General features: G+C 73.6%; 11 protein-coding genes. 5 read left to right on the top strand and 6 right to left on the bottom strand.

All coding sequences use genetic code 11. The features are described from left to right. Window positions 1-16: 16 nt before the first annotated feature. Genes I4Q55_RS37120 through I4Q55_RS37100 form a run of 5 tightly spaced genes read right to left on the bottom strand, consistent with a single transcriptional unit; the run spans window position 17 to window position 13482 of the window. Complete coding sequence (locus I4Q55_RS37120) at window positions 17-1249, bottom strand: glycosyltransferase (protein ID WP_206794848.1); 1233 nt, start codon at window positions 1247-1249, stop codon at window positions 17-19. Then, a complete protein-coding gene (locus tag I4Q55_RS37115; RefSeq protein ID WP_206794846.1) occupies window positions 1249-2055 on the bottom strand; it encodes an alpha/beta fold hydrolase in 807 nt (268 codons plus the stop codon). The genes I4Q55_RS37120 and I4Q55_RS37115 overlap by 1 nt, the downstream gene beginning before the upstream one ends. Further along, window positions 2052-2357, bottom strand: coding sequence for an acyl carrier protein (locus I4Q55_RS37110; RefSeq protein WP_206794843.1), 306 nt, complete (start codon window positions 2355-2357; stop codon window positions 2052-2054). The genes I4Q55_RS37115 and I4Q55_RS37110 overlap by 4 nt, the downstream gene beginning before the upstream one ends. Continuing rightward, the gene (locus tag I4Q55_RS37105) at window positions 2354-6637 is read right to left on the bottom strand and encodes a beta-ketoacyl synthase N-terminal-like domain-containing protein (RefSeq protein ID WP_206794841.1); all 4284 of its coding nucleotides are present in this window, start codon (window positions 6635-6637) and stop codon (window positions 2354-2356) included. The genes I4Q55_RS37110 and I4Q55_RS37105 overlap by 4 nt, the downstream gene beginning before the upstream one ends. 5 nt (window positions 6638-6642) lie before the next feature. Next, window positions 6643-13482, bottom strand: a complete 6840-nt coding sequence (locus I4Q55_RS37100; protein WP_206794839.1) for a type I polyketide synthase — start codon at window positions 13480-13482, stop codon at window positions 6643-6645. 769 nt (window positions 13483-14251) lie between these two features. On the opposite strand from I4Q55_RS37100, the gene I4Q55_RS37095 reads away from it, so the two are divergent. Further along, on the top strand, window positions 14252-15361 hold the full coding sequence (locus I4Q55_RS37095) for a pyridoxal-phosphate dependent enzyme (protein WP_206794835.1): 1110 nt from the start codon (window positions 14252-14254) through the stop codon (window positions 15359-15361). Beyond that, on the top strand, window positions 15358-15975 hold the full coding sequence (locus I4Q55_RS37090; RefSeq protein ID WP_206794833.1) for a transcriptional regulator: 618 nt from the start codon (window positions 15358-15360) through the stop codon (window positions 15973-15975). Before I4Q55_RS37095 ends, I4Q55_RS37090 begins: the two co-directional genes overlap by 4 nt. Window positions 15976-15989: 14 nt before the next feature. On the opposite strand, the gene I4Q55_RS37085 is transcribed toward I4Q55_RS37090, so the two are convergent. Next, window positions 15990-16895, bottom strand: coding sequence for a glutaminase (locus tag I4Q55_RS37085; RefSeq protein ID WP_206794831.1), 906 nt, complete (start codon window positions 16893-16895; stop codon window positions 15990-15992). A 161-nt stretch (window positions 16896-17056) separates the two neighbouring features. Between I4Q55_RS37085 and I4Q55_RS37080 the strand changes: the two genes are divergently transcribed. The 3 genes from I4Q55_RS37080 (at window position 17057) to I4Q55_RS37070 (ending at window position 22390) form a co-directional block, all read left to right on the top strand. Further along, complete coding sequence (locus tag I4Q55_RS37080; protein WP_206794829.1) at window positions 17057-18445, top strand: amino acid permease; 1389 nt, start codon at window positions 17057-17059, stop codon at window positions 18443-18445. 16 nt (window positions 18446-18461) lie between these two features. Then, window positions 18462-19463, top strand: a complete 1002-nt coding sequence (locus I4Q55_RS37075) for a LacI family DNA-binding transcriptional regulator (protein WP_307793413.1) — start codon at window positions 18462-18464, stop codon at window positions 19461-19463. 89 nt (window positions 19464-19552) lie between these two features. Continuing rightward, a complete protein-coding gene (locus I4Q55_RS37070; protein WP_206794827.1) occupies window positions 19553-22390 on the top strand; it encodes a glycoside hydrolase family 2 TIM barrel-domain containing protein in 2838 nt (945 codons plus the stop codon). Window positions 22391-22566: the final 176 nt, after the last annotated feature.

The raw sequence follows: 22566 nt of genomic DNA, 5'->3' as shown, positions 1-22566 counted from the left end.
CTTGTAAATTACAACTTCAGAGCGCCAGGTGCGCCAGGCTTTCCAACGCCAGCTGTTCCAGGTGCCCCGCGGCCGCGGCACTCCCGCCCGCCGCGTGGAACGACGCCGCCACCGTCTCGGCCGCGCGCCGGTACGACGGCTCCGTCAGCACTTCCTCCACCGCCGTCGCGATGCGGGGTGCGTTCGCGCGGCCGAACCGCAACCGGACGCCCGCGCCCGCCGCGACCACCTGGGCCGCCACGATCGGCTGGTCGTCGCGGATCGGGGCCACCACCAGCGGGAGGCCGTGCCAGAGCGCTTCGCAGACCGTGTTGTGGCCCGCGTGGCACAGCACCGCGTCGACCCGCGGCAGCAGCGGCAGCTGCGGGACCTGCGGCCGCACCAGCACGTTCGGCGGGACGTCGCCGAGCACGCCGCCCGGGTCGGCGATCACCGCTCGCGCGGGCAGGTCCGCGAACGCCTCCGCCGTCGCCGTCAGGAACCCGGCGCCCGCCGACGTGTTGGCCGTGCCGAGGGAAACCAGCACGGTCGGCCGTAGTCGCTTTTCGGGGGTTCCGGGTGGCGGAGCCCCCGGCCCGGGGCGAAGCCCCGGATGCCACAGCGGGTCAAGCCACTCCCAAGGGAAGTCCGCCGTGGCCGGTCGCGCGCCGAGGGCGGGTCCGACGAGGCGGACCGACGGTGGCAGGGTGGCCGGGCCGAGCAGTTCGCGCGTCGTGAAGGCGAGGACGCCGTGCGGGGAGAACCGCGGGTCCGCCACGCCCCGGCCGCCGGCGATCCGGGCCCGCAGCCCGTCGAGGAGCGCGTCGACCCACTCCCCGACCTTCGGCATCCCCGCCAGGGGGTCGACGAGCTCGGCCGACGTCGTCGCCGACGTCACCCACGGCAGGCCGGCGGCCTCGGCGAGCAGCCCGCCGGCCAGTGCCTGCTGGTCGGCGACCACGACGTGCGGCTCGAACGCCGCCAGCGCCGCGGCCACGCCGGGCGCCATCGCGTCGGCCAGCGGAACGAGGAAGTCCTGCCAGAGGAACCGCAGTGCGGCCGGGCCCTTCAGCTCGGCCGGGCGCACCGGCAGGTCGCGCGGCACGGCGCAGGAGAACACGAGTGCTTCCGGGCCGGCCAGCTGCCACAGCAGCTCGTCGTGGCCCGCCCAGGCGACCTCGTGGCCGCGCGCGGTGAGCTCGGCCGCCACGCCGACGGCCGGGTTGACGTGTCCGACCAGGGGCGGGACGACGAAGAGGAACCGGGCCACTACCGCACCCGGGCCTGCGTGCGCGCGGTGTCGCGGACCCACTCCGAGATCAGCTCGATCACCTCGGCGGTCCGCTCGACCAGCACCGAGTGGCCCTGGTCGGGCAGCACGACGCAGCGGCAGCTCTCCAGGTGCGTCTCGAAGTGCGGCACCTGGGCCGCCAGCCCGGAGTCGCCGCCGAAGATCGCGAACACCGGGCAGCGCACCGCCGAGAGGTCCGCCGCGATCGTCGCGCTGCGCGGGATGTCCTCGGCGATCGTGGTGGTCTGCAGGATCTTGTTCGCGGCCTTGGACAGCCGCGCGGTGTGCGCGCCGTGGTTGTCGGCGATCCAGCCGATGACCTCGTCGATCGCCAGCCGGGTCTTGGCGTCGGCGAGCCCGTCGGCCATGTGCCGGGTCCACCCCTCGGTCGGCGGTTCGCCCTCGATCACGACCACGCTGGCCACCCGGTCGGGCCGGGCGGCGGCCAGCCCCAGCGCCACCGAAGCGCCGAAGGAGTTCCCGACGACGTGCACCGGCCGGGTGACCTCGGCCGCGTCGAGGACCGCGACGAGGTCGTCGACGAACCGCTCCAGGTGGTACCCGGACGCCGGCCGCGTCGTGCGGCCGTGCCCGCGCAGATCGTACATCAGCACGTCGAGCCCGCGCGCGGCGAAGGCCGGGCCGAGGGTGAAGTAGTAGCTGGCCAGGCTGTCGGTGAGCAGGCCGTGGACGCACACCACGATCGGCGCGTCCCCGTCCGGCGGCACGTCCGGGGTGAGCCGCTGGACGTGCACGTCCAGCTCACCGGCGCGGATCCGGCTCACGCCGTCGCCTGCAGGGAGGCGACGATGTAGCGGACGAGCTCGCCGACGGTCAGCGCGATGATCTCGTCCAGGTCGCGCTCGGCGATGAAGTTCGCGAAGTTGACGCGGTCGCCGTAGTGCTCGCGCAGCTGCCCGGACAGCGCCACGAGGTCGACGCTCTCCAGTTCGAGGTCGTCGTGGAACGTCGTCTCCATGGTGATTTCGGTGTCGTCGAGGCCGTACTCCTCGAGCAGCTCACGCAGCATCCCGCTCAGCTGGGCGAGCACGGTCACCTCGTTCGCGGCCGTGGTCTCGATGCTCATCCGGCAGTCTCCTTCGTCTCTTCGGTCCAGGCGACGACGTAGCGGCGCGGCGGGGCACCCGGCGGGTTTTCGACGTCGGCGCAGCACACCCGGTACTCGTGGCCCGCGACGCGGACGGTCAGCTCACCCGGGGTCGCGGCGACCACCTCGAAGTCCCGGGGTTCGCCGCGCAGGCCGGTGCCGCGCAGTTTCGCGACGGCTTCCTTCGCGGTCCAGAACCGGGCGAACCACCGCTCCGGGTCGCCGGGCAGGCTCGCGAACAGCGCCAGCTCGCCCGGGCCGAGCGCGGTCTCCACAGTGGACTCCGAGCGCGGCGCGACCTCTTCGACGTCGATGCCGCACGGCCCGTGCCGGGCGATGGCCACCCCCGCTTCCGCGCGGTGCGCCACGGAAATCGCCAGCGGCGGCAGGTCCCGGCCGTAGGCGCCGGTCGCGAACGGCCGGCCGGCCTCGTCGTTGCCGATGCGCAGCTCGGCCGGGAACATCTCGGGTTCGCCGCGGGCCCAGAGGAACTGGCGGACCGCGTCCTTGGCGGCGATCCGGCCGAGCAGCCACTGGCGCCGCCCGCGCGGTGGACGGCGGTCGTAGGCGTCGCGCTCGGGGCCGGCGAGGTAGTTGCGCATGATCAGTTCGCGGGTGGCCAGGTCCGGCCACTGCTCGCACACCAGCGCCCAGCCGCCCGGCTGCTCGTGCGACAGCGTCGAGCGCTCGGGGGTGCGGTCGGCCTGACGGATGTGCGCGGTGCTGTCGAACCGCCGGTCGCGCCAGCCGGTGAACTCGGCCCACACCGCTCCGTTGTGGACGAGCTGCATGTCGGCGTCGAGGAACTCGTCCGTCAGCCCGGTGATCCGGACCAGGCACTCCAGGCGCTCGCCGGGCGCCGGGTGCGGGCCGTGGAACCGGATTTCGCGCATCGCGACCGGGAAGACGGTGGTCCGCTCGGGCAGCCGGGACATTATCCAGTAACCGAGCACCTGGCCGACGTTGTCGAGCAACGCGCCGGGCGCGGCGGGCGTGGTCAGCACGGCCCGTACGTGGCGGTCGCCGACGGCGGTCAGCTCGGTGACGCCCTGGAACCGCGGGCCGTGGAACATCCAGCGTTCGTCGTACAGCTGCGCCGCCGTGGTCTCGGGGACCTGCTCGGCCGACGCCGGGAACCGCCACGGCGCCGGCGCGCCGGCCGAGTGCTCCGGGGCGAGTTCCACGACGGCCTGCGAGTAGCCGGCGATCGCCGCGTGCACCCGGTCGGCGCCCTGGGGCCGGACGCGCACGGGCACGGTGACCGCCGGGACCGCGGTGATCCACTGGCTGAGCCGGACGTCGTGCACGGCGACCGCGTGCCGGCCGGGCGCGGCCCGCTCGGCGAACCGCATCAGGTGGTCGATCACCGTGGTGGCCGGGACGACCGGCCAGCGGTCGCCCGGGTCGGCCTGCGGCGGCTGCTTGAAGAAGCAGTGGTCGAGCAGGTACGGCATCGTCTCGAGCGACACGGTGAGCGTGGTGTCCAGCTCCCGCGGCGGCGGGAGGCGGCGGGCCGGTCCGGCGAGCACGGTGGACGCCAGCTCGGCGGTGTCGGCCAGCAGGGCGGCGAACTCCGCGGCGAGCGGGCCCTTCGCGGCCAGGTCGTCCACAGTGGACTTCCGGATGGCCGGCAGCGCGATCCGGGCGCGGACCTGCTCGTCCAGGGAGATCAGCCGGCCGCCGAGGTCGAGCTTGACCGCCTTGGGTGTCACGTGCCGCTCGCCCGGCAGGCGCGCGAAGTCGATGTCAAGACCGTCGGCCCACAGCGCCGTGGCGACCCGGCGCAGCTGCGCGAGCCCGGGCCGCTGCGCCGAGTGCGCCGCCACGACCAGGTGCTCTTCGCCGTGCAGGGTGTCACCGACGAGGGAGCCGAGCTGCCCGGCGCCCACCTGGACGAACGCGCGGAACCCGGCCTCGTGCAGCGCCCGCACGAGCGGGCGGAACCGGACCGGCTGCAGCAGGTGCCGCACGAACAGCTCGCGGACCGCGGCCTCGTCCGCCGGGTACTCCGACACCGTGGTCGCCGACCAGAGCGGCAGGGCCGGTGGGTGCAGTGTGAAGCGCTCGGCGGCTTCGCGGATCGGGTCCAGGTACGGCCGCAGCATCGGGGTGTGGAAGCCGGAGCGGAAGGGCAGCACCTGCGCGACGATCCCGGCGTCGCGGAACCGCCGCACGAGCGCGCCGACGGCGGCTTCCGGACCGCAGATCATGGCCTGGTTCGGCGAGTTGTCGTGCGACAGGACGACGTCCGCCCGCCCGGCCAGCTCGTCGAGCACCCGGGGCGCGGGCGCGCCGATCGCGGCGAAGGCGAGCCCGGGGACGACGAGCGCGTCCGGGTCGAACCCGGCGAGGAAGGCGTCGACCTCGGCTTCGGCGTACACGCCGGCCACCGCCATCGCCGTCCACTCGCCCAGGCTGTGCCCGGCGACGGCGTCCGGCGTGACCCCGAGCCTGCCGAGGGCGGCGTGCAGCAGCCTGCCCAGCTCGAACACCGCGGCACCCTGCCGCCCGACGTCGCCGACCTCGACGTCCTCGTGCTGCCACGGCAGGCCGAAGTGGCGGGCGACGTCGCCGCAGTTCAACGTCAGTTCCGATTCCAGGCCGGGGAACAGGAAGGCGATCTTGCCGCCGCCGGGGCCGAGCAGGGGGCGGTCGGCGAACCACACGTCGTTGCGGCCGCGCCAGGCCCGGCCCCGCGCGAGGGCCTTCCTGGCCAGGGCCAGCCGCTTCTCCGTCGGGTCGACGATGCCGAGCCGGACCGGCCCGGCGCCGATCTCCTGGTGACCGCCCCGGTCGAACGCTTCGCGCAGCGCGTCGACGGTCGGCGCGGCGAGCCGCAGCACGCGTTCGGGCTCGCGCACCACGACCGGCTTCGCGCGGCCCGGCGCCTGTTCCAGGACGACGTGGGCGTTGATGCCGCCGAAGCCGAACGCGTTGACGCCGGCGCGGCGCACCGGCGCGTCCCACGGTCGTGCCGTGTCCAAAGTGGAGAAGCGAGTGGCCGCGAGCGCCGGGTGCGGGTCGTCGCAGTGCAGGGTGGGCAGCAGGACGCCGTGGTGGACGGCCAGCGCCGCCTTGACGAGCCCGGCGATCCCGGCCGCGGGCATCGTGTGGCCGATCATCGACTTGACCGAGCCGAGCACCGCGCTCCCCCGCGGTCCGAAGACCTCCGCGAGGGTCGCGAGCTCCGCGGCGTCGCCGGCCGGGGTCGCGGTGCCGTGCGCCTCCAGCAGGCCGATCGAGTCGGCCGCGGCGGGGTCGAGGCCCGCCGCGGCCCACGCCTGGCGGACGGCCCGGACCTGCCCGCCGGAGTCGGGGCTGGCCAGGCTCGCCGTCCGCCCGTCGGAGGCGACGCCGGTCCCGGTGATCACCGCGTAGACGCGGTCGCCGTCGCGCTCGGCGTCGGCGAGGCGCTTGAGGACGACGACGCCGGTGCCTTCGCCGATCAGCACGCCGTCGGCGTCGCGGTGGAACGGCCGGATCCGCTCGGACGGCGACAGCGCGCCGAGCTGGGTGAACACGCTCCAGAAGGTGATGTCGTGGCAGTGGTGCACGCCGCCGGCGAGGACGACATCGCACCGGCCGGTGGCCAGCTCCCGCACGGCGTGGTCGACGGCGATCAGCGAGGACGCGCACGCGGCGTCCACGGTGTAGGCCGGGCCGCGCAGGTCGAGCCGGTTGGCCAGCCGCGACGCGGCCAGGTTGGGCACCAGGCCGATCGCGGACTCGGGTGCCTCGGGGCCGAGCTGGTCGGTGAAGGCCTGCCGCACGGCGTCGAGGCGGTCGGCGTCGAGGTCGGGCAGCAGCTCGCCGAGGGTGCGGACGAGCTGGCTCGCGGTGCGGACGCGCTGGTCGAGCCGGACCAGCCCCGGCGTCAGGTAGCCGCCGCGGCCGAGCACGACGCCGATCTTCGCGCGGTCGGCGGGCAGGCGGTCCGGGCCACCGGCGTCCGCGACGGCCTGCGCCGCGACCCGCAGCGCGATCAGCTGGTCGGGTTCGGTGGCGGGCACGGAGTTCGGCATGATCCCGAAGCCGGTGACGTCCACTTCGGCCAGTTCGTCGACGAACCCACCGCGCCGGCAGTAGACCCGGTCGGCGCGGCGCTGTGCGTCCGGCGCGTAGTGCGCGAGGTCCCACTTCCCGGGCGGCACGTCGGTGATCGCGTCGACGCCGCCGGTGAGGTTGCGCCAGTAGCTCGCCAGGTCGGGAGCGCCGGGCAGCAGCACGGACATCCCGACGATGGCAACAGGGTCCGGCATCCGCGTCACCAGCCCGAGGCGGTGTGGACGACGGCGCCGGTGTCCGGACGGCCCCAGGCCAGCTCCCGCAGCAGACCGAGAGTGCCCTCCTCCGGGTCGATCAGCGCGATGCCGCGGCGGGCGTAGTCGCGCATCAGCTCCGGCGTCACCATGCCGTCGTGGTCGCCGGTCGGCGCCCACGGTCCCCAGTGGACGGTCACCGCGCGCCCGGCGGGCCACTGCCGGCCCAGCGTTTCGAGGGCGTCGTTCGCGGCGGCGTAGTCGGATTGCCCGCGGTTGCCCAGCGTCGCGGCGATGCTGCCGAACAGGACGACGAACGCGGGTTCGCCGGGCAGGTCGGCGGTCGCGTCGAGGAGGGTGCGGGCGCCGTCGACCTTGGTGCCGTACACGCGCTCGAACGACTCCGGCGTCTTCTCGGCGACGAGCTTGTCCTCGATGACGCCGGCCGCGTAGACGATGCCGTCGAGCCGGCCGTGCTCGGCGTGGATCTCCTTGACCGCGCGGTGCACGGCTTCGGCGTCGAGCATGTCGACCGACTGGTAGCGCGCCGGGCTGCCGAGCGCGTCGAGGGTGGCCAGGGTCTGCCGGACTTCGCGTTCGCCGAGGATCCGGCGGACGGTCCGTTCGATCTCCGCGGGGCTCTTCAGCCCGGCTCCGATGAGCGCGGCGCGGAGGTCCTTCGCGGTTCTGGCCTGCGGATAGTCGTCCTGCTGTGCGGGCACCGGCGTCCGGCCGAGGAGTTCGATCCGGCACCGGGCGGCCGTGGCGAGGGTGGCGGCGAACCGGGCGGTGATGCCCTTCGCGCCGCCGACGAGCAGGACGACCGAGTCCCGCGTCAGGCCGATCGCGGCGGCTTCGGCGGCGCCGTCGCCCGCCGGACCCGCGCCGCTGCTGCCGAGCGGGCCGAGGTCCTGCTCGGTCATCCGGAAGCCACTCCGGTGGTCTCCGTGCCGCACGACGACGGGTTCGCGGTCCGCTGTGGACAGCTCGGCGACGAAGGCGGCGGCTTGACGTGCGGGCGTGTCGTCCTTCGGGAGTTCGACGAGGCGGGTGAGCGTGTCCGGGTATTCGCGGGCGAGGCTGCGGTGGAAGCCACGCAGGCCTTCGCCGGGGCCGGCGGTGAGCAGCCAGGCGGGTTCGGTGGCGAGGGCGGCCTGGTACTGCGAGAAGGCGGCGGGCAGCACGGGCTGCATGAACAGGACCCCGTCGAACCCGGCACGGACGTCGTCGGCGACCTCGGCGACCGCGCCCAGCGCGGCGAGGTGGTCCCGGACGGCCTCCGCGAGCGCGCCACCGCCGAGCAGAAGGAACTTCCGCCCGGCGACGCCGGGAGTCTCGGCGGCCGGAAGCGCGGTTTCGGCCATGACCAGCCGTTTCGGCGCAACGACGAGCGGCTCGGGCTCGCCCGGCGCCAAGCGCCCCAATGTGGCCTTCGGTGCGTCCAACGCACCCAATGTGGCCTTCGGTGCGTTGAACGCAACCAAGGCCACCTTGGGGCGCTCGCCGTCGATCAGCTCGGCGATCGCCGCGGCCGTGCGGGCCTTGGCCAGCTCCTCCACGTCGCCACCCGGGTCGAGGTCGAGGCGGGTCGCCAGCTCGCCGGCGATCTCCGCCCGCTTGATCGAGTCCACACTCAGATCGGCTTCCAGATCGAGATCCGGCTCGATCATCTCCACCGGATACCCCGTCCGCTCCCCGATCACCGCCACCACGGTCTCCAGCACCGAAGCCACCGACGCCGGCTCGGGACGTTCGTCGCCGATCAGCTCGGCGATCGCGGCCGCCGTGCGGGCCTTCGCGAACTCCTCCACATCACCGCCCGCCAGCCCCAGCCGGGACGCCAGCTCACCCGCGATCTCCGCCCGCTTGATCGAATCCACACTCAAATCGGCTTCCAGATCGAGATCCGGCTCGATCATCTCCACCGGATACCCCGTCCGCTCCCCGATCACCGCCACCACGGTCTCCAGCACAGAGCACCCCAATGTGGCGTTCGGTGCGTCAGACGCACCCAATGTGGCGTTCGGTGCGTCAGATGCAACCAACGCCACATTGGGGTGCTCGATGACCGGGGCCGGGACCGGCAGGGGCGTGTCGGTGCCGAGGAAGCCCAGGAGCACGTCGCGCTGGGCCGCGATCATCTCGCGGCTCGTGCGCAGGAAGTCCGCGACCATCGCCTCCGACGTGGCCGCCGGTGCCGCGGCCGCCACCCCGAACGAGACCCGCTCCGCCGGGCGGAGCGCTCCGGCCGGGATCGTGCCGTCCGCCGCGCGGAGCAGGTGGCCATCGACCGTCCACCCCGGACGCTTCGGCCGCGGCGCCGTGGACGCGTCCACCGCGTCCCGGCCGCGGAACAGCCAGCCCGTCTCGACGCTCACCCCGGACACCGCCAGCTGCGCCAAGGCACCCAGGAACCCCGGCAGGCCGCGGCGGCCCGGCTGTTCGAACCCGACCGTGCGGTGCGGCCGGTCGCCGAGGATGGCGGCGACCTGCTTGGCCAGCACGGCCCCGGGCCCGGCCTCGACGAACACCCGCGCTCCGGCCGCGTACATCGCCTCGATCTGCTCGACGAACCGGACCGGTGCACCCAGCTGGGCGGCCAGTTCACCACGAACCGCGTCCGGCGACGACGGGTAGGGCGCGGCCGTCCGGTTCGCGTACACCGGGACCGCGGGCCGCACGACGCCGATCGCGTCCAGGGCCCGGCCGAACGCCTCCCCCGCCGGGGCCACCAGCGAGCTGTGGAACGCGCACGCGACCTGGATCCGCTTCGCGCCGAGCCCGGCGGCCCGCAGCTGCCCGACCGCGGCCTCGACGTCGGCGGTCGGCCCGGAGATCACCGTCTGCTTCGGCGAGTTGTGGTTGGCCAGGACGACCCGCGATTCGCCGAGAACCGCGACCACCTCGGCGGCGGACGCCGAGGCCGCGGCCATCGCGCCGGGATCGTCCCCAGGCACCGCGTCGAGGATCGCCGTCGCCCGGGCGTGGCTCGCGTGCACCAGTCCTTCCGGCGTGAAAGTGCCGGCCGCGGCCAGCGCCGTCAGCTCGCCGTAGCTGTGCCCGCCCAGCATCGCGGGCCGCACGCCCGCGCGGGTCAGCAACCGGAACGCGGCCAGCCCGGCCATCCCGAGCGCGGGCTGGGCGACACGGGTGTCGGTGACCCGGTCCACGGCGTCCTGCCGCGCCGTCTCCCCGAACGCCGCCGGCCCGAAGACGACCTCGGCCGTCGCCCGGTCGAGGCGCAGGTAACGCTGCAGCTCGGGGAAGGTGACGAACAGCTCGGCGAACATGCCCGGCCGCTGGCTGCCCTGGCCGGGGAACACCACCGCGACCTCGCCCGGCACCGCGTCGTCGGCGCGGAACACGCCGGGGGCGTCGTGCCCGTCCAACGCCTTGCGCAGCAAGTCGACCAGCTCGTCCACAGTGGACGCGACGATGGCGAGCCGCGCCGGACGCCCGTGCGCCCGCTGGGCCGCCGCCAGCGCCAGATCGCGCAGCCGCCACGGCGAAGGAACTTCCGAAGCCGTGGCCAGCAACTCCCGCGCCGCGGCCTCCGTCGGAAAGGTGAACAGCTCCGCGGGCCACTCGTCGGCGGCCTGCGCGGGCGGGACGCCGTCGTGGGCGCCGAGCACCACGTGGAAGTTGGTGCCGCCGAAGCCGAACGCGCTGACCCCGGCGAGCCGCTCGGCCGGCGGCGCGGTCCACGGCTGCGCCGCCGACTGGAACACGAACGGGCTTGTCGCGGGGTCCCACGCCGGGTTCGGCGACGACAGGTGCAGCGTCGGCGGCTTGACGCCGGTGTGCACGGCGAGGGCGGCCTTGATCAGCCCGGCCAGGCCCGCGGCGCACTTGGTGTGCCCGATCTGCGACTTCACCGAGCCGATCGTGCACGCGCCGGGTGCGGCGCCGGCCTCGGTGAACACCTTCGTCAGCGTCCCCAGCTCGGTCCGGTCGCCGACGACGGTGCCGGTGCCGTGCGCCTCGACGAGCCCGACGCGCGCGGGCGAGACGCCGGCGTTGCGGTAGGCGCGGGTCAGCGCGGTGTGCTGCCCTTCGGGCCGCGGCGCCGTCAAGCCCAGAGCCCGGCCGTCCGAAGCCGCGCCGACGCCCTTGATCACGGCGTACACGCGGTCGCCATCGCGTTCGGCGTCGGCGAGACGCTTCAGCGCGAGGCACGCGACGCCTTCGCCGAGCGCGATGCCGTCGGCGGCGCTGTCGAACGTCGCCGAGCGGCCGGTCGGCGAAAGGGCGTGCGCGGAGGCGAACAGGAGGTAGTCGTTGATGCCGTTGTGCAGGTCGGCGCCGCCGCAGAGGACGAGGTCGCTGGTGCCGGCGGTCAGCTCCTTGCAGGCGACGTCCACCGCGGTCAGCGAAGACGCGCACGCGGCGTCGACGGTGTAGTTGGCCCCGCCCAGGTCGAGCCGGTTGGCGATCCGCCCGGCGATGACGTTCGCGAGCACACCCGGGAACGAGTCCTCGGTGATCCGCGGCAGCCGTTCGTCCAGTTCGGACGGCAGCTCGCCCAGGTAGGACGGCAGCACGGACCGCAGGGTCATCGCGTTCGACAGGTCGCTGCCCGCTTCGGCGCCGAACACGACCGACGTCCGGGCGCGGTCGAACGCGCGGTCGGCGTAGCCCGCGTCGGCCAGCGCGCGGTGCGCGGCCTCCAGGGCCAGGAGCTGCACGGGTTCGATGCTGGCCAGCGACGACGGCGGGATGCCGTACTTCAGCGGGTCGAAGCCGATCTCGGGCAGGAACCCGCCCCAGCGCGACGGCGTCCGCTCTCCCTGTCCCTCGGGGTCGTAGTACAGCGAGGTGTCCCAGCGCTGCGGGGGCACCTCGGTGACCGCGTCGGTGCCGGCGAGGACGTTCGCCCAGAACGCGGCCAGGTCGGGGGCCTGCGGGAACATGCAGGCCATGCCGACGATCGCGATGTCCAGCGGCGCCGGCGCGGGCGGTTCGGTCTCGGTGCCGCCGAACTCGGCGGCCCGGTCGCGCAGGAACGCGTTCGCGCCCTCGCCCACCGAGTGGTGCAGGTCCGCGATCGTGGTGACGGCCGAGCGCAGCACGGCGACCTCGCCCGCCATGAACATACCTTCGGCGAGCTGCCGGTCTTCGCCGACGTCCCGCAGCTCGTCGCCGACGCGCTCGATGCCCTTGCTCGCCAGGCGCAGCCGCCCGACGTTGAGCGTCTCCAGGTGTTCCCAGGCGTCGCGGCTGGGCACGCCGCGCTCGGCGAGGTCCGCCTTGATCGCGGCGTACTCCTCGGTGAACGGGCTGCGCACGCAGCGGGTGGCGTGGCCGGGGGCGGTTTCGAGGAGGTCGGTGTGCTCGGCTTCCAGGAGCCGGCGCTGGAACAGCGGGAGGACGGCACCCGCGTCGACGGCCTCGCGGGTGAAGAGGTAGGCGGTGCCCATCAGCACCCCGATCGCCGCGCCGCGCGCGGCCACCGGCGCGGCGAGGGCGGCCACCATCGCCGCGGAGCGCTCGTCGTGGATACCGCCGGCGAACAGCAGCCGCAGGTCCGCGGCCGCGTCCGGCGTGCCGGCGAGGAAGTCGGCGAGCACGCCGAGCTGGGCCTCCCACAGCGGGAAGCTGGTGCGCGGGCCGACGTGGCCGCCGCACTCGGAGCCTTCGAAGACGAACTTGCGGGCGCCCGCTTCGAGGAACTGCTTCAGCAGCCCCGGCGACGGCACGTGGAGGAAGGTGGCGATGCCGGCGTCTTCCAGGGCCACGGCCTGGGCGGGACGGCCGCCGGCGATGATCGCGTGGGTCGGCCGCAGTTCGCGGATGACCGCCAGCTGCGCGGCCTTGACGTCGTCGGCGGCGAACCCGAGCACCCCGACACCCCAGGGCGCGTCGCCGACGGCCGCGCGGGTGCGTTCCAGCACGTCACGGGTCTGTTCGGGGCCGGAGAGGGCCAGCGCGACGAACGGCAGCGCCCCGCCCGCGGCGACCTCGGCGGCGAAGGCGGGCTGGTCGCTGACCCGGGTCATCGGTCCCTGCGCGACCGGCAGTTCCGTGCCGAGCGCGCGGCTGCCCGCGGTGCCGGGGCCCAGCACCGCGTCCGGCACGTTCAGGGCCTCGACGACGGCGTCGGCCAGGCCGCGCACCGCCGCGGTCACCGTGCCCCAGCGGTCGCGGAACCGGGTGGCGAGGAAGACGTCCTGGCCCGCTTCGAGGGGGTCGGTGCCGCGCCGGGCCAGCACGCGGACGCCGTCGGCGACGGTCGTTTCCGAACCGTCGAGGCCGGTGACGGCGGTGGTGAGGGCCGACGGCAGCTCGGCTTCCGGGAGCAGGGCGAGCTGCGTGTCGACGACGACGCCGGCCGCGCCGCCCGCGACGGCGGCCGCCGCGGTGTGCGGCCCGATGCCGCCCGCCGCCCACACCGGTACGTCGAGGGTGTCGTCGCCCAGCAGGGCCTGCAGCAGCACGAACGTGCTCAGTTCCCCGACCCGGCCGCCGCATTCGTGCCCGCGGGCGATCAGGCCGTGGGCGCCGGTGGTGACCGCCCGGCGGGCCGCCGCCCGGGAGGTGACCTCGGCCAGCACCCGCCGGCCCGGGAAGTCCCGCGGCGCGCACCGGGCGTCTTCGGTCAGCAGCACGGTGGTCACGGCCTCGGGCAGGTCGGCCGGCTGGGCCAGCCGGACCCCGAAGGCCGGGACACCCCATTCCCCGAGCAGCGCGAGCTCGTCCGCGGCCGCGGGGCCCCCGGCCGTCAGGTCGAGCACGCCGAGCCCGCCCCCGCGCGCGGCGGCGGCGACCCCGCGCGCCGACGGCCATCGCAGCGGCGACACGGCGACGACCAGCCCGGCCGGCACGGAGTCGTCTTTCGAGAGACGCATGGGAACTCCCGCTACGCACGAAAGGGTGATGGGTAACGGGGAGTACTTAAGCGGGTTCCTTCCGTGCCGTCAACAACCCACCGCGATTTCATAGCCGAGGTTCAGAAAATTCGTGATGGACCAGGCCGACGGCGCAAGAATTTAACGTCGCCGTCACGTTCCCGCCCCGGGAGGGGGGCGACGATTGCCGCGTGGACGTGCGTGTGAGGCGTTCCGCGCCGTGGTCCACCCGGCACGCGCCACCGGACGGCGCAAGCCATCCCGCCTGGTGGACGCGGCGCGGTTGACCGGTCCGGACCACGTCGACCGTCGGGTCCGGCGTTTCCCGGCCGCCTTCCCCGCTTATCCCGGCGGCAAAGCGCGGGTCCGGAGACGTTCTCTTCCCCACCCTAACGCCACCGCACTTCACCGGTTTTCGTCGCCGATTTCTCGACGCTTTTCCGGAGCACCGGAAGAACCGTCCGGAGAATACGCGGGCCGGGCCCGCACGACACCGGAAGTCCACTGTGGATTGGTCACGCACCGGGGTTCTCGGTGCTCACAAGACCACGAACGGGGGCATCGGCGGCCCGGCCGGTTCGACTCGCGGTATTGGGGCAACCACGACCGGCACCTCGGCCGGCGCGAACCGGACAGCGGTGATCGTAATTTTCCGTCTCCGCGTTACAAGCTTTTCCTGAGAAGAAGCTGAAGACATTTCGCATACTCGGGAGTAGTACTAGACAGTACGTCTACACTTGGACTCACTGTCCATACCAGGAGGGTGACGGTGGAGTACTGGTACACCGACGAGCGGTCGGGGACGCGCTATCCCGGCGACCCGCTGCGCTGGCGCGGCGACGACGGCGCCCCGCTGACCGTGGCCGCCCGGCCCGGCCTGCGCCCGGACGACGTCGACACCGGCGTCCGCTCGCTCTGGCGGTACCGGGCCGCGCTGCCCGGTGACCTCCGCCCGGTGTCGCTCGGCGAGGGCTGCACCCCGCTCGTCCCGCGGGTCTGGGGCGATCGAGAGGTCCGGTTCAAGCTCGAATGGTTCAGCCCGACCGGCAGCTTCAAGGACCGCGGCTCCAGCGTCATGGTCTCCGCGCTGGCCGGCGCCGGCGTGCGTGAGCTCCTGGAGGACAGCTCCGGCAACGGCGGCTCGTCGGTGGCCGCCTACAGCGCCGCGGCCGGGATCGCGGCGACCGTCCTGGCTCCCGAAGGGACGTCGCCGGCGAAGGTCCTCCAGACCCGCGCGTACGGCGCGGCCGTCGAGCTGGTGCCGGGCACCCGCGACGACACCGCCGCCGAAGCCGTCCGCCGCGCGGACCGCACCACCTACGCCAGCCACAACTGGCACCCGTTCTTCCTCCAGGGCACCAAGACCCTCGCCTACGAGCTGTGGGAGGACCTCGGCTTCCGCGCGCCGGACGCCGTCGTCACCGTGGCCGGCGCGGGCAGCATCGTGCTGGGCTGCGACCTCGGGTTCGGAGAGCTCCTCGAGGCGGGGTCCATCAGCAGGCTCCCCCGCCTGCTCGTCGCGCAGCCGCGGAACTGCTCCCCCGTCGACGCCGCCTTCCACGACCGGGAGCCGCCGGAGTTCGCCCCGACCGTCGCCGAGGGGACGGCGATCCGCCGTCCGGTGCGGCTGCCGGAGGTCGTCGCGGCGATCCGGCGCTCGGGCGGGGACACCGCGGCGATCGGCGAGGACGCCATCGCCGCGGCCGCCCGCCGGCTGGCGTCCCTGGGCCTCTACGCGGAGCCCACCAGCGCGACGGCCGCGGCGGCCATCGACGTCTTCGGCGCGCGCGGCGCCATCCGGCCCGGCGAAACCACGGTCGTCGTGCTGACCGGCTCCGGGCTGAAGGCCGCGGACAAGCTGCGGGAGCTGGTCGGATGACCGAGGACGAGCTGCTGCTGCGCGAGGCGGAGAAGATCGCCCACGCCGTCGGCCGGATGTTCCCCGGCCTGTGCGAGGTGGTGCTGCACGACCTGCGCGACCCGGCCCACGCGGTCCGCGCGATCGAAGGCGGCCTGTCCGGGCGGACGGTCGGCGACCCGGCCACCGAGCTGGGGCTGGCCCGCATCGCCGACCCGGAGTTCCCGGACGTGCTGCAGAACTACCCCAACCGGTTCCCGGACGGCCGCCCGGCGAAGAGCACGTCGATCGGCCTCCGCAACTCGGCCGGCGAGTACGTCGCGGCGCTGTGCCTCAACCTCGACGTCTCCCTGCTCGGGTCGGCGGCCCACGCCCTGACCCGGCTGGCCACCGCCGACGACCCCGCCCCGCTCGCCGAGACCCTGCGCGCCCGCACGGCCGACGAGCTGCGCGCCCTGGTCGAGGACTACGCCGGCGAGCGCGGCCACACCCCGCGCAGCCTTCCGGCGGCCGCGAAGAAGGAGCTGGTGCGGTTGCTCAAGGAGCGGGGCTTCCTGGAGCTGAAGAACGCGGTGCCCGCCCTGACGGACGTGCTCGGGATTTCGCGGGCCAGCGTCTACAACTACCTGCGCTGACTTCAGAACCTCGTTCAGAAGACCGACCAGCCGGTCAGCGTCGTGAACCGGTCGAGGGCGGCGACCCCGGCGACGGAGTTGCCGCGCGCGTCCAGGCCCGGGCTCCACACGCACACCGCGCACCGGCCCGGGACGATCGCCACGATGCCGCCGCCCACCCCGCTCTTGCCCGGCAGGCCGACGCGGTAGGCGAACTCGCCCGCCGCGTCGTACGTGCCGCACGTCAGCATCACCGCGTTGATCCGCTTCGCCGCGCTCAGCCCGAGCAGGCGCGAGCCGTCGTTGCGGAGGCCGTGGCGGGCCAGGAACAACGCCGACCGCGCGACGTCGCCGCAGCTCATCGCGATCGAGCACTGGCGGACGTACTGGTCCAGCACCGACGGCACCGGGTGGCGCATGTTGCCGTAGGAGGCCATGAAGTAGGCGAGGGCGCGGTTGCGGTCGGCGTGCGCCGACTCCGACGCGGCCACTTCGGGGTCCACGGCGATTTCCGCGCGGCCGCTCTCCTGCCGGAGAAAGGCGAGCAGCGCGTCCGCCGCGTCGCCGTGACGGGCGAGCTCGTCGGTCACCACCAGGGCGCCGGCGTTGATGAACGGGTTGCGCGGAATGCCGTCCTCGTGTTCGAGCTGCACCAGCGAATTGAACGGGCCGCCCGACGGTTCGCGGCCGACTCGTGCCCACACGCCGTCCCCGCGCGAAAGCGCCAGCGCGAGAGTGAACACTTTGGACATGCTCTGCACGGAAAACGGGCGCTCCCAGTCGCCGACGCCGTGCACGGCACCGTCCACTTCGGCCACCGCCATGCCGAACCGCCACGGCTCGACCCTGGCCAGCGCGGGAATGTAGTCAGCGACGGCGCCGCGGCCGACCTCCGGCGCGACGTCGTCGGCTATCCGGTCCAGCAGCGCCGCGAGATCCACGGCCCCGAGCGTAGAAGGCACCCCGGCGCGGGCGGCGGGCACCCCGTGTCAAATCGAATCCGCGGATAGCGGAACAAACTTCGCAGTGATGTCCGGCACACCTTAAGTCTTCCTTAGCCTGCTTGGTGACCTGCCGCACACCGCTCTAGCGTCCGATAACCATGGATTCCTCGCTGCTCACCGAAAAAGGTGAAAGCTACTCGAAAGCACTGGGCAACCGCCAAGTGCAGATGATCGCCATCGGCGGCGCGATCGGCGTCGGGCTCTTCCTCGGCGCCGGCGGCAAGCTCCACCAGGTCGGGCCGTCGCTGATCTTCTCGTACGCGATCTGCGGCATCGCCGCCTACTTCGTGATGCGCGCGCTCGGCGAACTCGTCCTGCACGAGCCCAGCTCCGGCAGTTTCGTCACCTACGCGCGGAAGTTCATCGGGCCGTGGGCCGGCTTCGTCTCCGGCTGGATGTACTGGGTGAACTGGGCGATGACCGGGATCGCCGAGATCACCGCGGTCGCCATCTACGTGCACAAGTGGCTGCCGGACGTGCCGCAGTGGATCACCGCGCTGATCGCGCTCGGTGTCCTGCTGGCGGTGAACCTGCTGTCGGTGAAGGTGTTCGGCGAGCTGGAGTTCTGGTTCTCGGTGGTCAAGGTGCTGGCCATCGTCGTCTTCCTGGTCGTCGGCGCCGGCCTGGTGCTGACGAGCGCCGACATCGGCGGCACCCCCGCCGGCGCGCACAACCTGACCGGCCACAGTGGACTCTTCCCGGCGGGCATCGGCGTCGCGCTGATGACGTTGCAGGCGGTGATCTTCGCCTACTCGGCGATCGAGGTCGTCGGCATCGCGGCCGGTGAGACGAAGGACGCCCGCAAGGTGCTGCCGAAGGCGATCAACGGCGTGGTCTGGCGGATCGGCGTGTTCTACGTCGGCTCGGTGCTGCTGCTGGCGATGCTGCTGCCGTGGCCGTTCTACAGCGGCGACGAGAGCCCGTTCGTGACGGTGTTCAGCAGGCTCGGCATCCCGGGCATCGGCGACGTGATGAACGCGGTGGTCCTGACCGCGGCGCTGTCCAGCGTCAACTCGGGCCTCTATTCGACGGGCCGGATCCTGCGTTCGCTGGCCGAAAAGGGCGAGGCGCCCTCGTTCGTCAGCCGGATGAGCAGCAGGCAGGTGCCCTACGGCGGCATCCTCTTCACGTCGGTGGCGTACGTGCTGGGCGTGGTGCTGAACTACCTGGTGCCGAAGGAGGCGTTCGACATCGCGATCGCGATCGCGTCCCTCGGCGTGATCAGCACGTGGGCGACGCTCATCTTCTGCCAGCTCCGGCTGCGCCAGGCCGCCCTGCGCGGCGAGCTGGAGCGCCCGTCGTACCGGATGCCGTGGGCGCCCTACAGCGGCTGGGCGACCCTCGGGTTCCTGGCCCTGGTGGTGGCGCTGATGGGCTTCTCGGACGGCGCGGAGAAGATCGCGTTCTCCTCGATCCCGGTGCTGGCCGTGATCCTGGCGGTGGGCTGGCGCTTCGTGAAGCGCCGCGCACGCACCTCGGCCGGGTAGCGGGCATACTCGACGCGTGTCTTCGAGCAGCACGGAACCCCGGCGGGTGACGATCCACGACGTCGCGCGCTCCGCCGGGGTCTCCCGGCAGACCGTGTCCCGGGCGCTGAACGACAAGGCCGAGATCGACGGCTCGACCAAGCAGCGCGTCCTCGACGCCGCCCGCGCGCTCGGGTACCGCCCCAGCCGCTTCGCCCGCGGTCTGGTCCGGCCGGACACCACCACCGTCGGGCTCGTCGTGCCGGACCTGCTCAACCCCTTCTTCACCGAGGTCGCCTCCGGGGCGCTGGAGGCGGCCCGGGCCCGCGGCTGGCACGTCGTCGTCCACGACACCGCCGACGACCCCGAGCAGGAGCTCGCCACGCTGCGGGTGATCGGCACCCAGGTCGACGCGGTCGCCGGCTACTTCGGCCGGTCCGACGACGACCTGGCGCGCCTCACCGCCGGCATCCCGGTGGTCCTGATCGGCCGCGAGCCGCGCAGCTCGCGGTTCCCCGGCATCGGGATCGACGGCGAGGACGGCGTCCGCGAGGCCGTCGCCCACCTCGTCTCCCGCGGCCACCGGCGGATCGGCATGCTCGACGGGCACCCCGCGCCGAGCGTCCGCCGCCGGTGGTTCCTGCGGGCCGCCGCCGAGTACGGGGTTGCGGTGCAACCGGGCTGGATCGCCGTCGGGGCCCAGTCCGTCGACGGCGGCGGTGCCGCCCTCGCCGCCCTGCTCGCCGCCCACCCCGACGTCACCGCCGTGTTCGCCTTCAACGACGTGATGGCCATCGGCGCCCTGCGCGAGGCCCGCCGGTTCGGCCTGCGCCTGCCCGCCGACCTCGCCGTGATCGGGTTCGACGGCCTCGCCCTCGGCACCCTCGTCGAGCCGGAGCTCTCGAGCGTGGCGATCGACACCCGCGCGGTCGGCGCGCTGGCCGTCGAGCAGGCCGCCCGGCTCGTGACCGGGGCCAAGCCGCTCGAACCCGCCGAGCTGATCGTCCGCGCCCGTCTCCACCTGCGCGAATCCGCCTGATCCTTGACACTCGTTCCGGCCGCGAAGCACACTGCGAAGTGTGCCGTGAACGTTCACGGGAACGTTCACGGACCTGTGGAAAGGACCTCATGTCGTACGTCGAAGACCCCGGCCCCGGCCGCGGTTCGCTCCCGCCGCGCGCGGCCTTCACCTCCGACGCGCCGGCGCTGTCGTTGAACGGCGCCTGGCGGTTCCGGCTGTCGCCGAGCCTCGCGGCCGCGCCCGCCGGGATCGAGGCCGAGGAGTTCGACGACTCGGCGTGGGACGAGCTGCCGGTGCCGTCGCTGTGGCAGCTGCACGGCCACGGACGCCCGGCCTACACGAACGTGCCCTACCCGTTCCCGGTCGACCCGCCGCACGTGCCGTCGGACAACCCGACCGGGGACCACCGGCTGCGGTTCGACCTGCCCGCGGACTGGCCCGCCGGGTCGGCGGTGCTGCGCTTCGACGGCATCGACTCCTGCGGGCGGATCTGGCTCAACGGCACCGAACTCGGCGTCACGCAGGGCAGCAGGCTGCCCTCGGAGTTCGAGGTCGGGGCGCTGCTGCGGCCGTCGGGCAACGTCCTCGTGGTGCGCGTGCACCAGTGGTCGGCGGGCAGTTACCTCGAAGACCAGGACATGTGGTGGGCCTCGGGCATCTTCCGCGCCGTCACCCTGCTCGCCCGACCGTCCGGCGGCATCGGGGACTACTGGGTCCGCGCGGACTACGACCACACCACCGGCCTGGGCACGGTCCGGGTCGAGACCGGCCCGGACGTCGTGCTGGACATCCCCGAGCTGGGCGTCACCGGGCACCCGGCCGGCGAGCCGCTGGAGCTGCCGGTCGAGCCGTGGAGCGCCGAGACGCCGCGGCTGTACGCGGGCACGCTGGCCACCGCCGCCGAGCGGGTGCCGGTGCGGATCGGCTTCCGGACCGTGACCATCGAGAACGGGCAGCTCAAGGTCAACGGCCGGCCGCTCATGCTGCGCGGGGTCAACCGCCACGAGCACGACCCGCGCACCGGGCGCGTGGTCTCGCCGGAGACGGCGCTGGCCGACGTGCTGCTGATGAAGCGCCACAACGTCAACGCGGTCCGGACCAGCCACTACCCGCCCGACCCGGCGTTCCTGGAGCTGTGCGACACCTACGGCCTCTGGGTGATCGACGAGTGCGACCTGGAGACCCACGGCTTCGAGCTGCTGGGCTGGGCCGGCAACCCGAGCGGCGACCCGCGGTGGGCCGAGGCCTACCTCGACCGGATGCGGCGCACGGTGGAGCGGGACAAGAACCGGCCCAGCGTGATCCTCTGGTCGCTGGGCAACGAGAGCCACACCGGCGAGAACCTCGCGCGGATGGCGGAGTGGGTGCGTCACCGCGACCCGACCCGGCCGGTGCACTACGAGGGCGACCACGACTGCGCCTACGTGGACGTGCACAGCCGGATGTACGCCACGCACGAGGACGTCGAGCGGATCGGCCGCCGGGAGGACGACAACGCGCGTCGCCGGGACCTGCCGTTCCTGCAGTGCGAGTACGGGCACGCGATGGGCAACGGCCCGGGCGGGCTGCTGGAGTACCGCGAGCTGTTCGAGCGGTACCCGAACTGCCAGGGCGGGTTCCTCTGGGAGTGGATCGACCACGGCCTCGCCGCCGACGGGCACTTCGCCTACGGCGGGGACTTCGGCGAGCAGCTCCACGACGGCAACTTCGTCATCGACGGCCTGGTCTTCCCCGACCGGACGCCGTCGCCGGGGCTGGCCGAGTTCGCGAAGGTCATCGAGCCGGTCCGGATCTCCGCCGATCCGGCGGGAATCCGCGTCGGCAACCACTACGACTTCGTGGACACCGGGCACCTGACCTTCAGCTGGTCACTGGAGGACGAGGGAACCGCGGTCGCCCAAGGCGTGCTCGACGTCCCGTCCGTCCCTTCCGGACAGAGCGTCGCGGTGCCGCTCCCGGCGCTGCCCGCGACGAGCGGCGAGTCGTGGTTGACCGTGTCGGCGGCGCTGACGTCGGCGACGACGTGGGCGCCGGCCGGCCACGTCGTCGGCTGGGGGCAGCTGCCGGTGTCGGCGGCACCGGCCGCGGCGCCGCTCCCCCAGCGCGGGCCGGTGTTCCGCACCGGCGGCCGGCTGGTGCTGGGCGTCGGCGAGTTCGACCCGGCGACAGGCACGTTGTCGGCTCTCGGCGGGCACGCGGTGCGCGGACCGCGCCTCGACGTCTGGCGCGCGACGACGGACAACGACCGGGGCGGGTTCGCCGGTCGGCCGGCGGCCGAGGTGTGGCGCGAAGCGGGGCTGCACCGCCTGCAGCACCGGGTGATCACGGTCGACGCCGACGGCGAGGAGCTGGTGGTGCGCACCCGAGTCGCCCCGCCGGCCCAGGCGTTCGGGCTGTTCGCGGACTACACGTGGACGGCGTTCGAGGACCGCCTCCGCCTCCGCGTCGAGGTGACCCCGGACGGCGAGTTGCCGGGCACGCTCCCCCGCCTCGGGCTGGCGATGGCGGTCCCGGGCACACTGGGCTCGGCGGAGTGGTTCGGCGGCGGCCCGGGCGAGGCGTACCCGGACAGCCGCCAGGCGGCGCGGATCGGCCGGTTCTCGAGCAGTGTCGACGGTTTGCAGACGCCGTACGTGTTCCCCCAGGAGAACGGCAACCGCACAGCGGTCCGCTGGGCCCGCTGGACCGATCCGGACGGAACGGGCATCCACGTGGACGGCGACCCGGTCTTCGACTTCACGGCCCGCCGCTGGACAGCGGCGGCGTTGGAGGCGGCGCGGCACACGGACGACCTGGTACCGGACGACGTGGTGCACCTGACGCTGGACGTGGCACAGCACGGCCTGGGGACGGCGTCGTGCGGGCCGGGGGTGCTGCCGCAGTACCGGCTGGTGCCGCAGAAGACGGAGTTCACGCTGTGGTTCCGCGTGGTGCCGGGCCACTGACGTCGCGCCCGCTCCGCTCGCCGGCCCGGCCTGGTCCCAAGCGCCCCAATGAGGTTTTCTCAGTAGCGGTGTGTGTGGATAAGGCGTGGGGCCCCTGGTAGGACTGGATTTGCGAAGATCAAGTCCGAGGTTCCAGAGGCCCCACGTGATCAATTATGGTGCCACCCTCGATGTGG

The organism is Amycolatopsis sp. MtRt-6, from assembly GCF_017308975.1.
GTDB lineage: Bacteria > Actinomycetota > Actinomycetes > Mycobacteriales > Pseudonocardiaceae > Amycolatopsis.
The sequence above is the reverse complement of the archived record's forward strand: the minus strand, read 5'-3'. Positions and strand labels throughout refer to the sequence as shown.

What these genes read in the sequence shown, in the direction of transcription:
- I4Q55_RS37110 (WP_206794843.1), bottom strand. Translation starts at nt 2,357, where the DNA reads ATGAGCATCGAGACCACGGCCGCGAACGAGGTGACCGTGCTCGCCCAG.
- I4Q55_RS37105 (WP_206794841.1), bottom strand. Translation starts at nt 6,637, where the DNA reads ATGCCGGACCCTGTTGCCATCGTCGGGATGTCCGTGCTGCTGCCCGGC.
- I4Q55_RS37100 (WP_206794839.1), bottom strand. Translation starts at nt 13,482, where the DNA reads ATGCGTCTCTCGAAAGACGACTCCGTGCCGGCCGGGCTGGTCGTCGCC.
- I4Q55_RS37090 (WP_206794833.1), top strand. Translation starts at nt 15,358, where the DNA reads ATGACCGAGGACGAGCTGCTGCTGCGCGAGGCGGAGAAGATCGCCCAC.
- I4Q55_RS37080 (WP_206794829.1), top strand. Translation starts at nt 17,057, where the DNA reads ATGGATTCCTCGCTGCTCACCGAAAAAGGTGAAAGCTACTCGAAAGCA.
- I4Q55_RS37070 (WP_206794827.1), top strand. Translation starts at nt 19,553, where the DNA reads ATGTCGTACGTCGAAGACCCCGGCCCCGGCCGCGGTTCGCTCCCGCCG.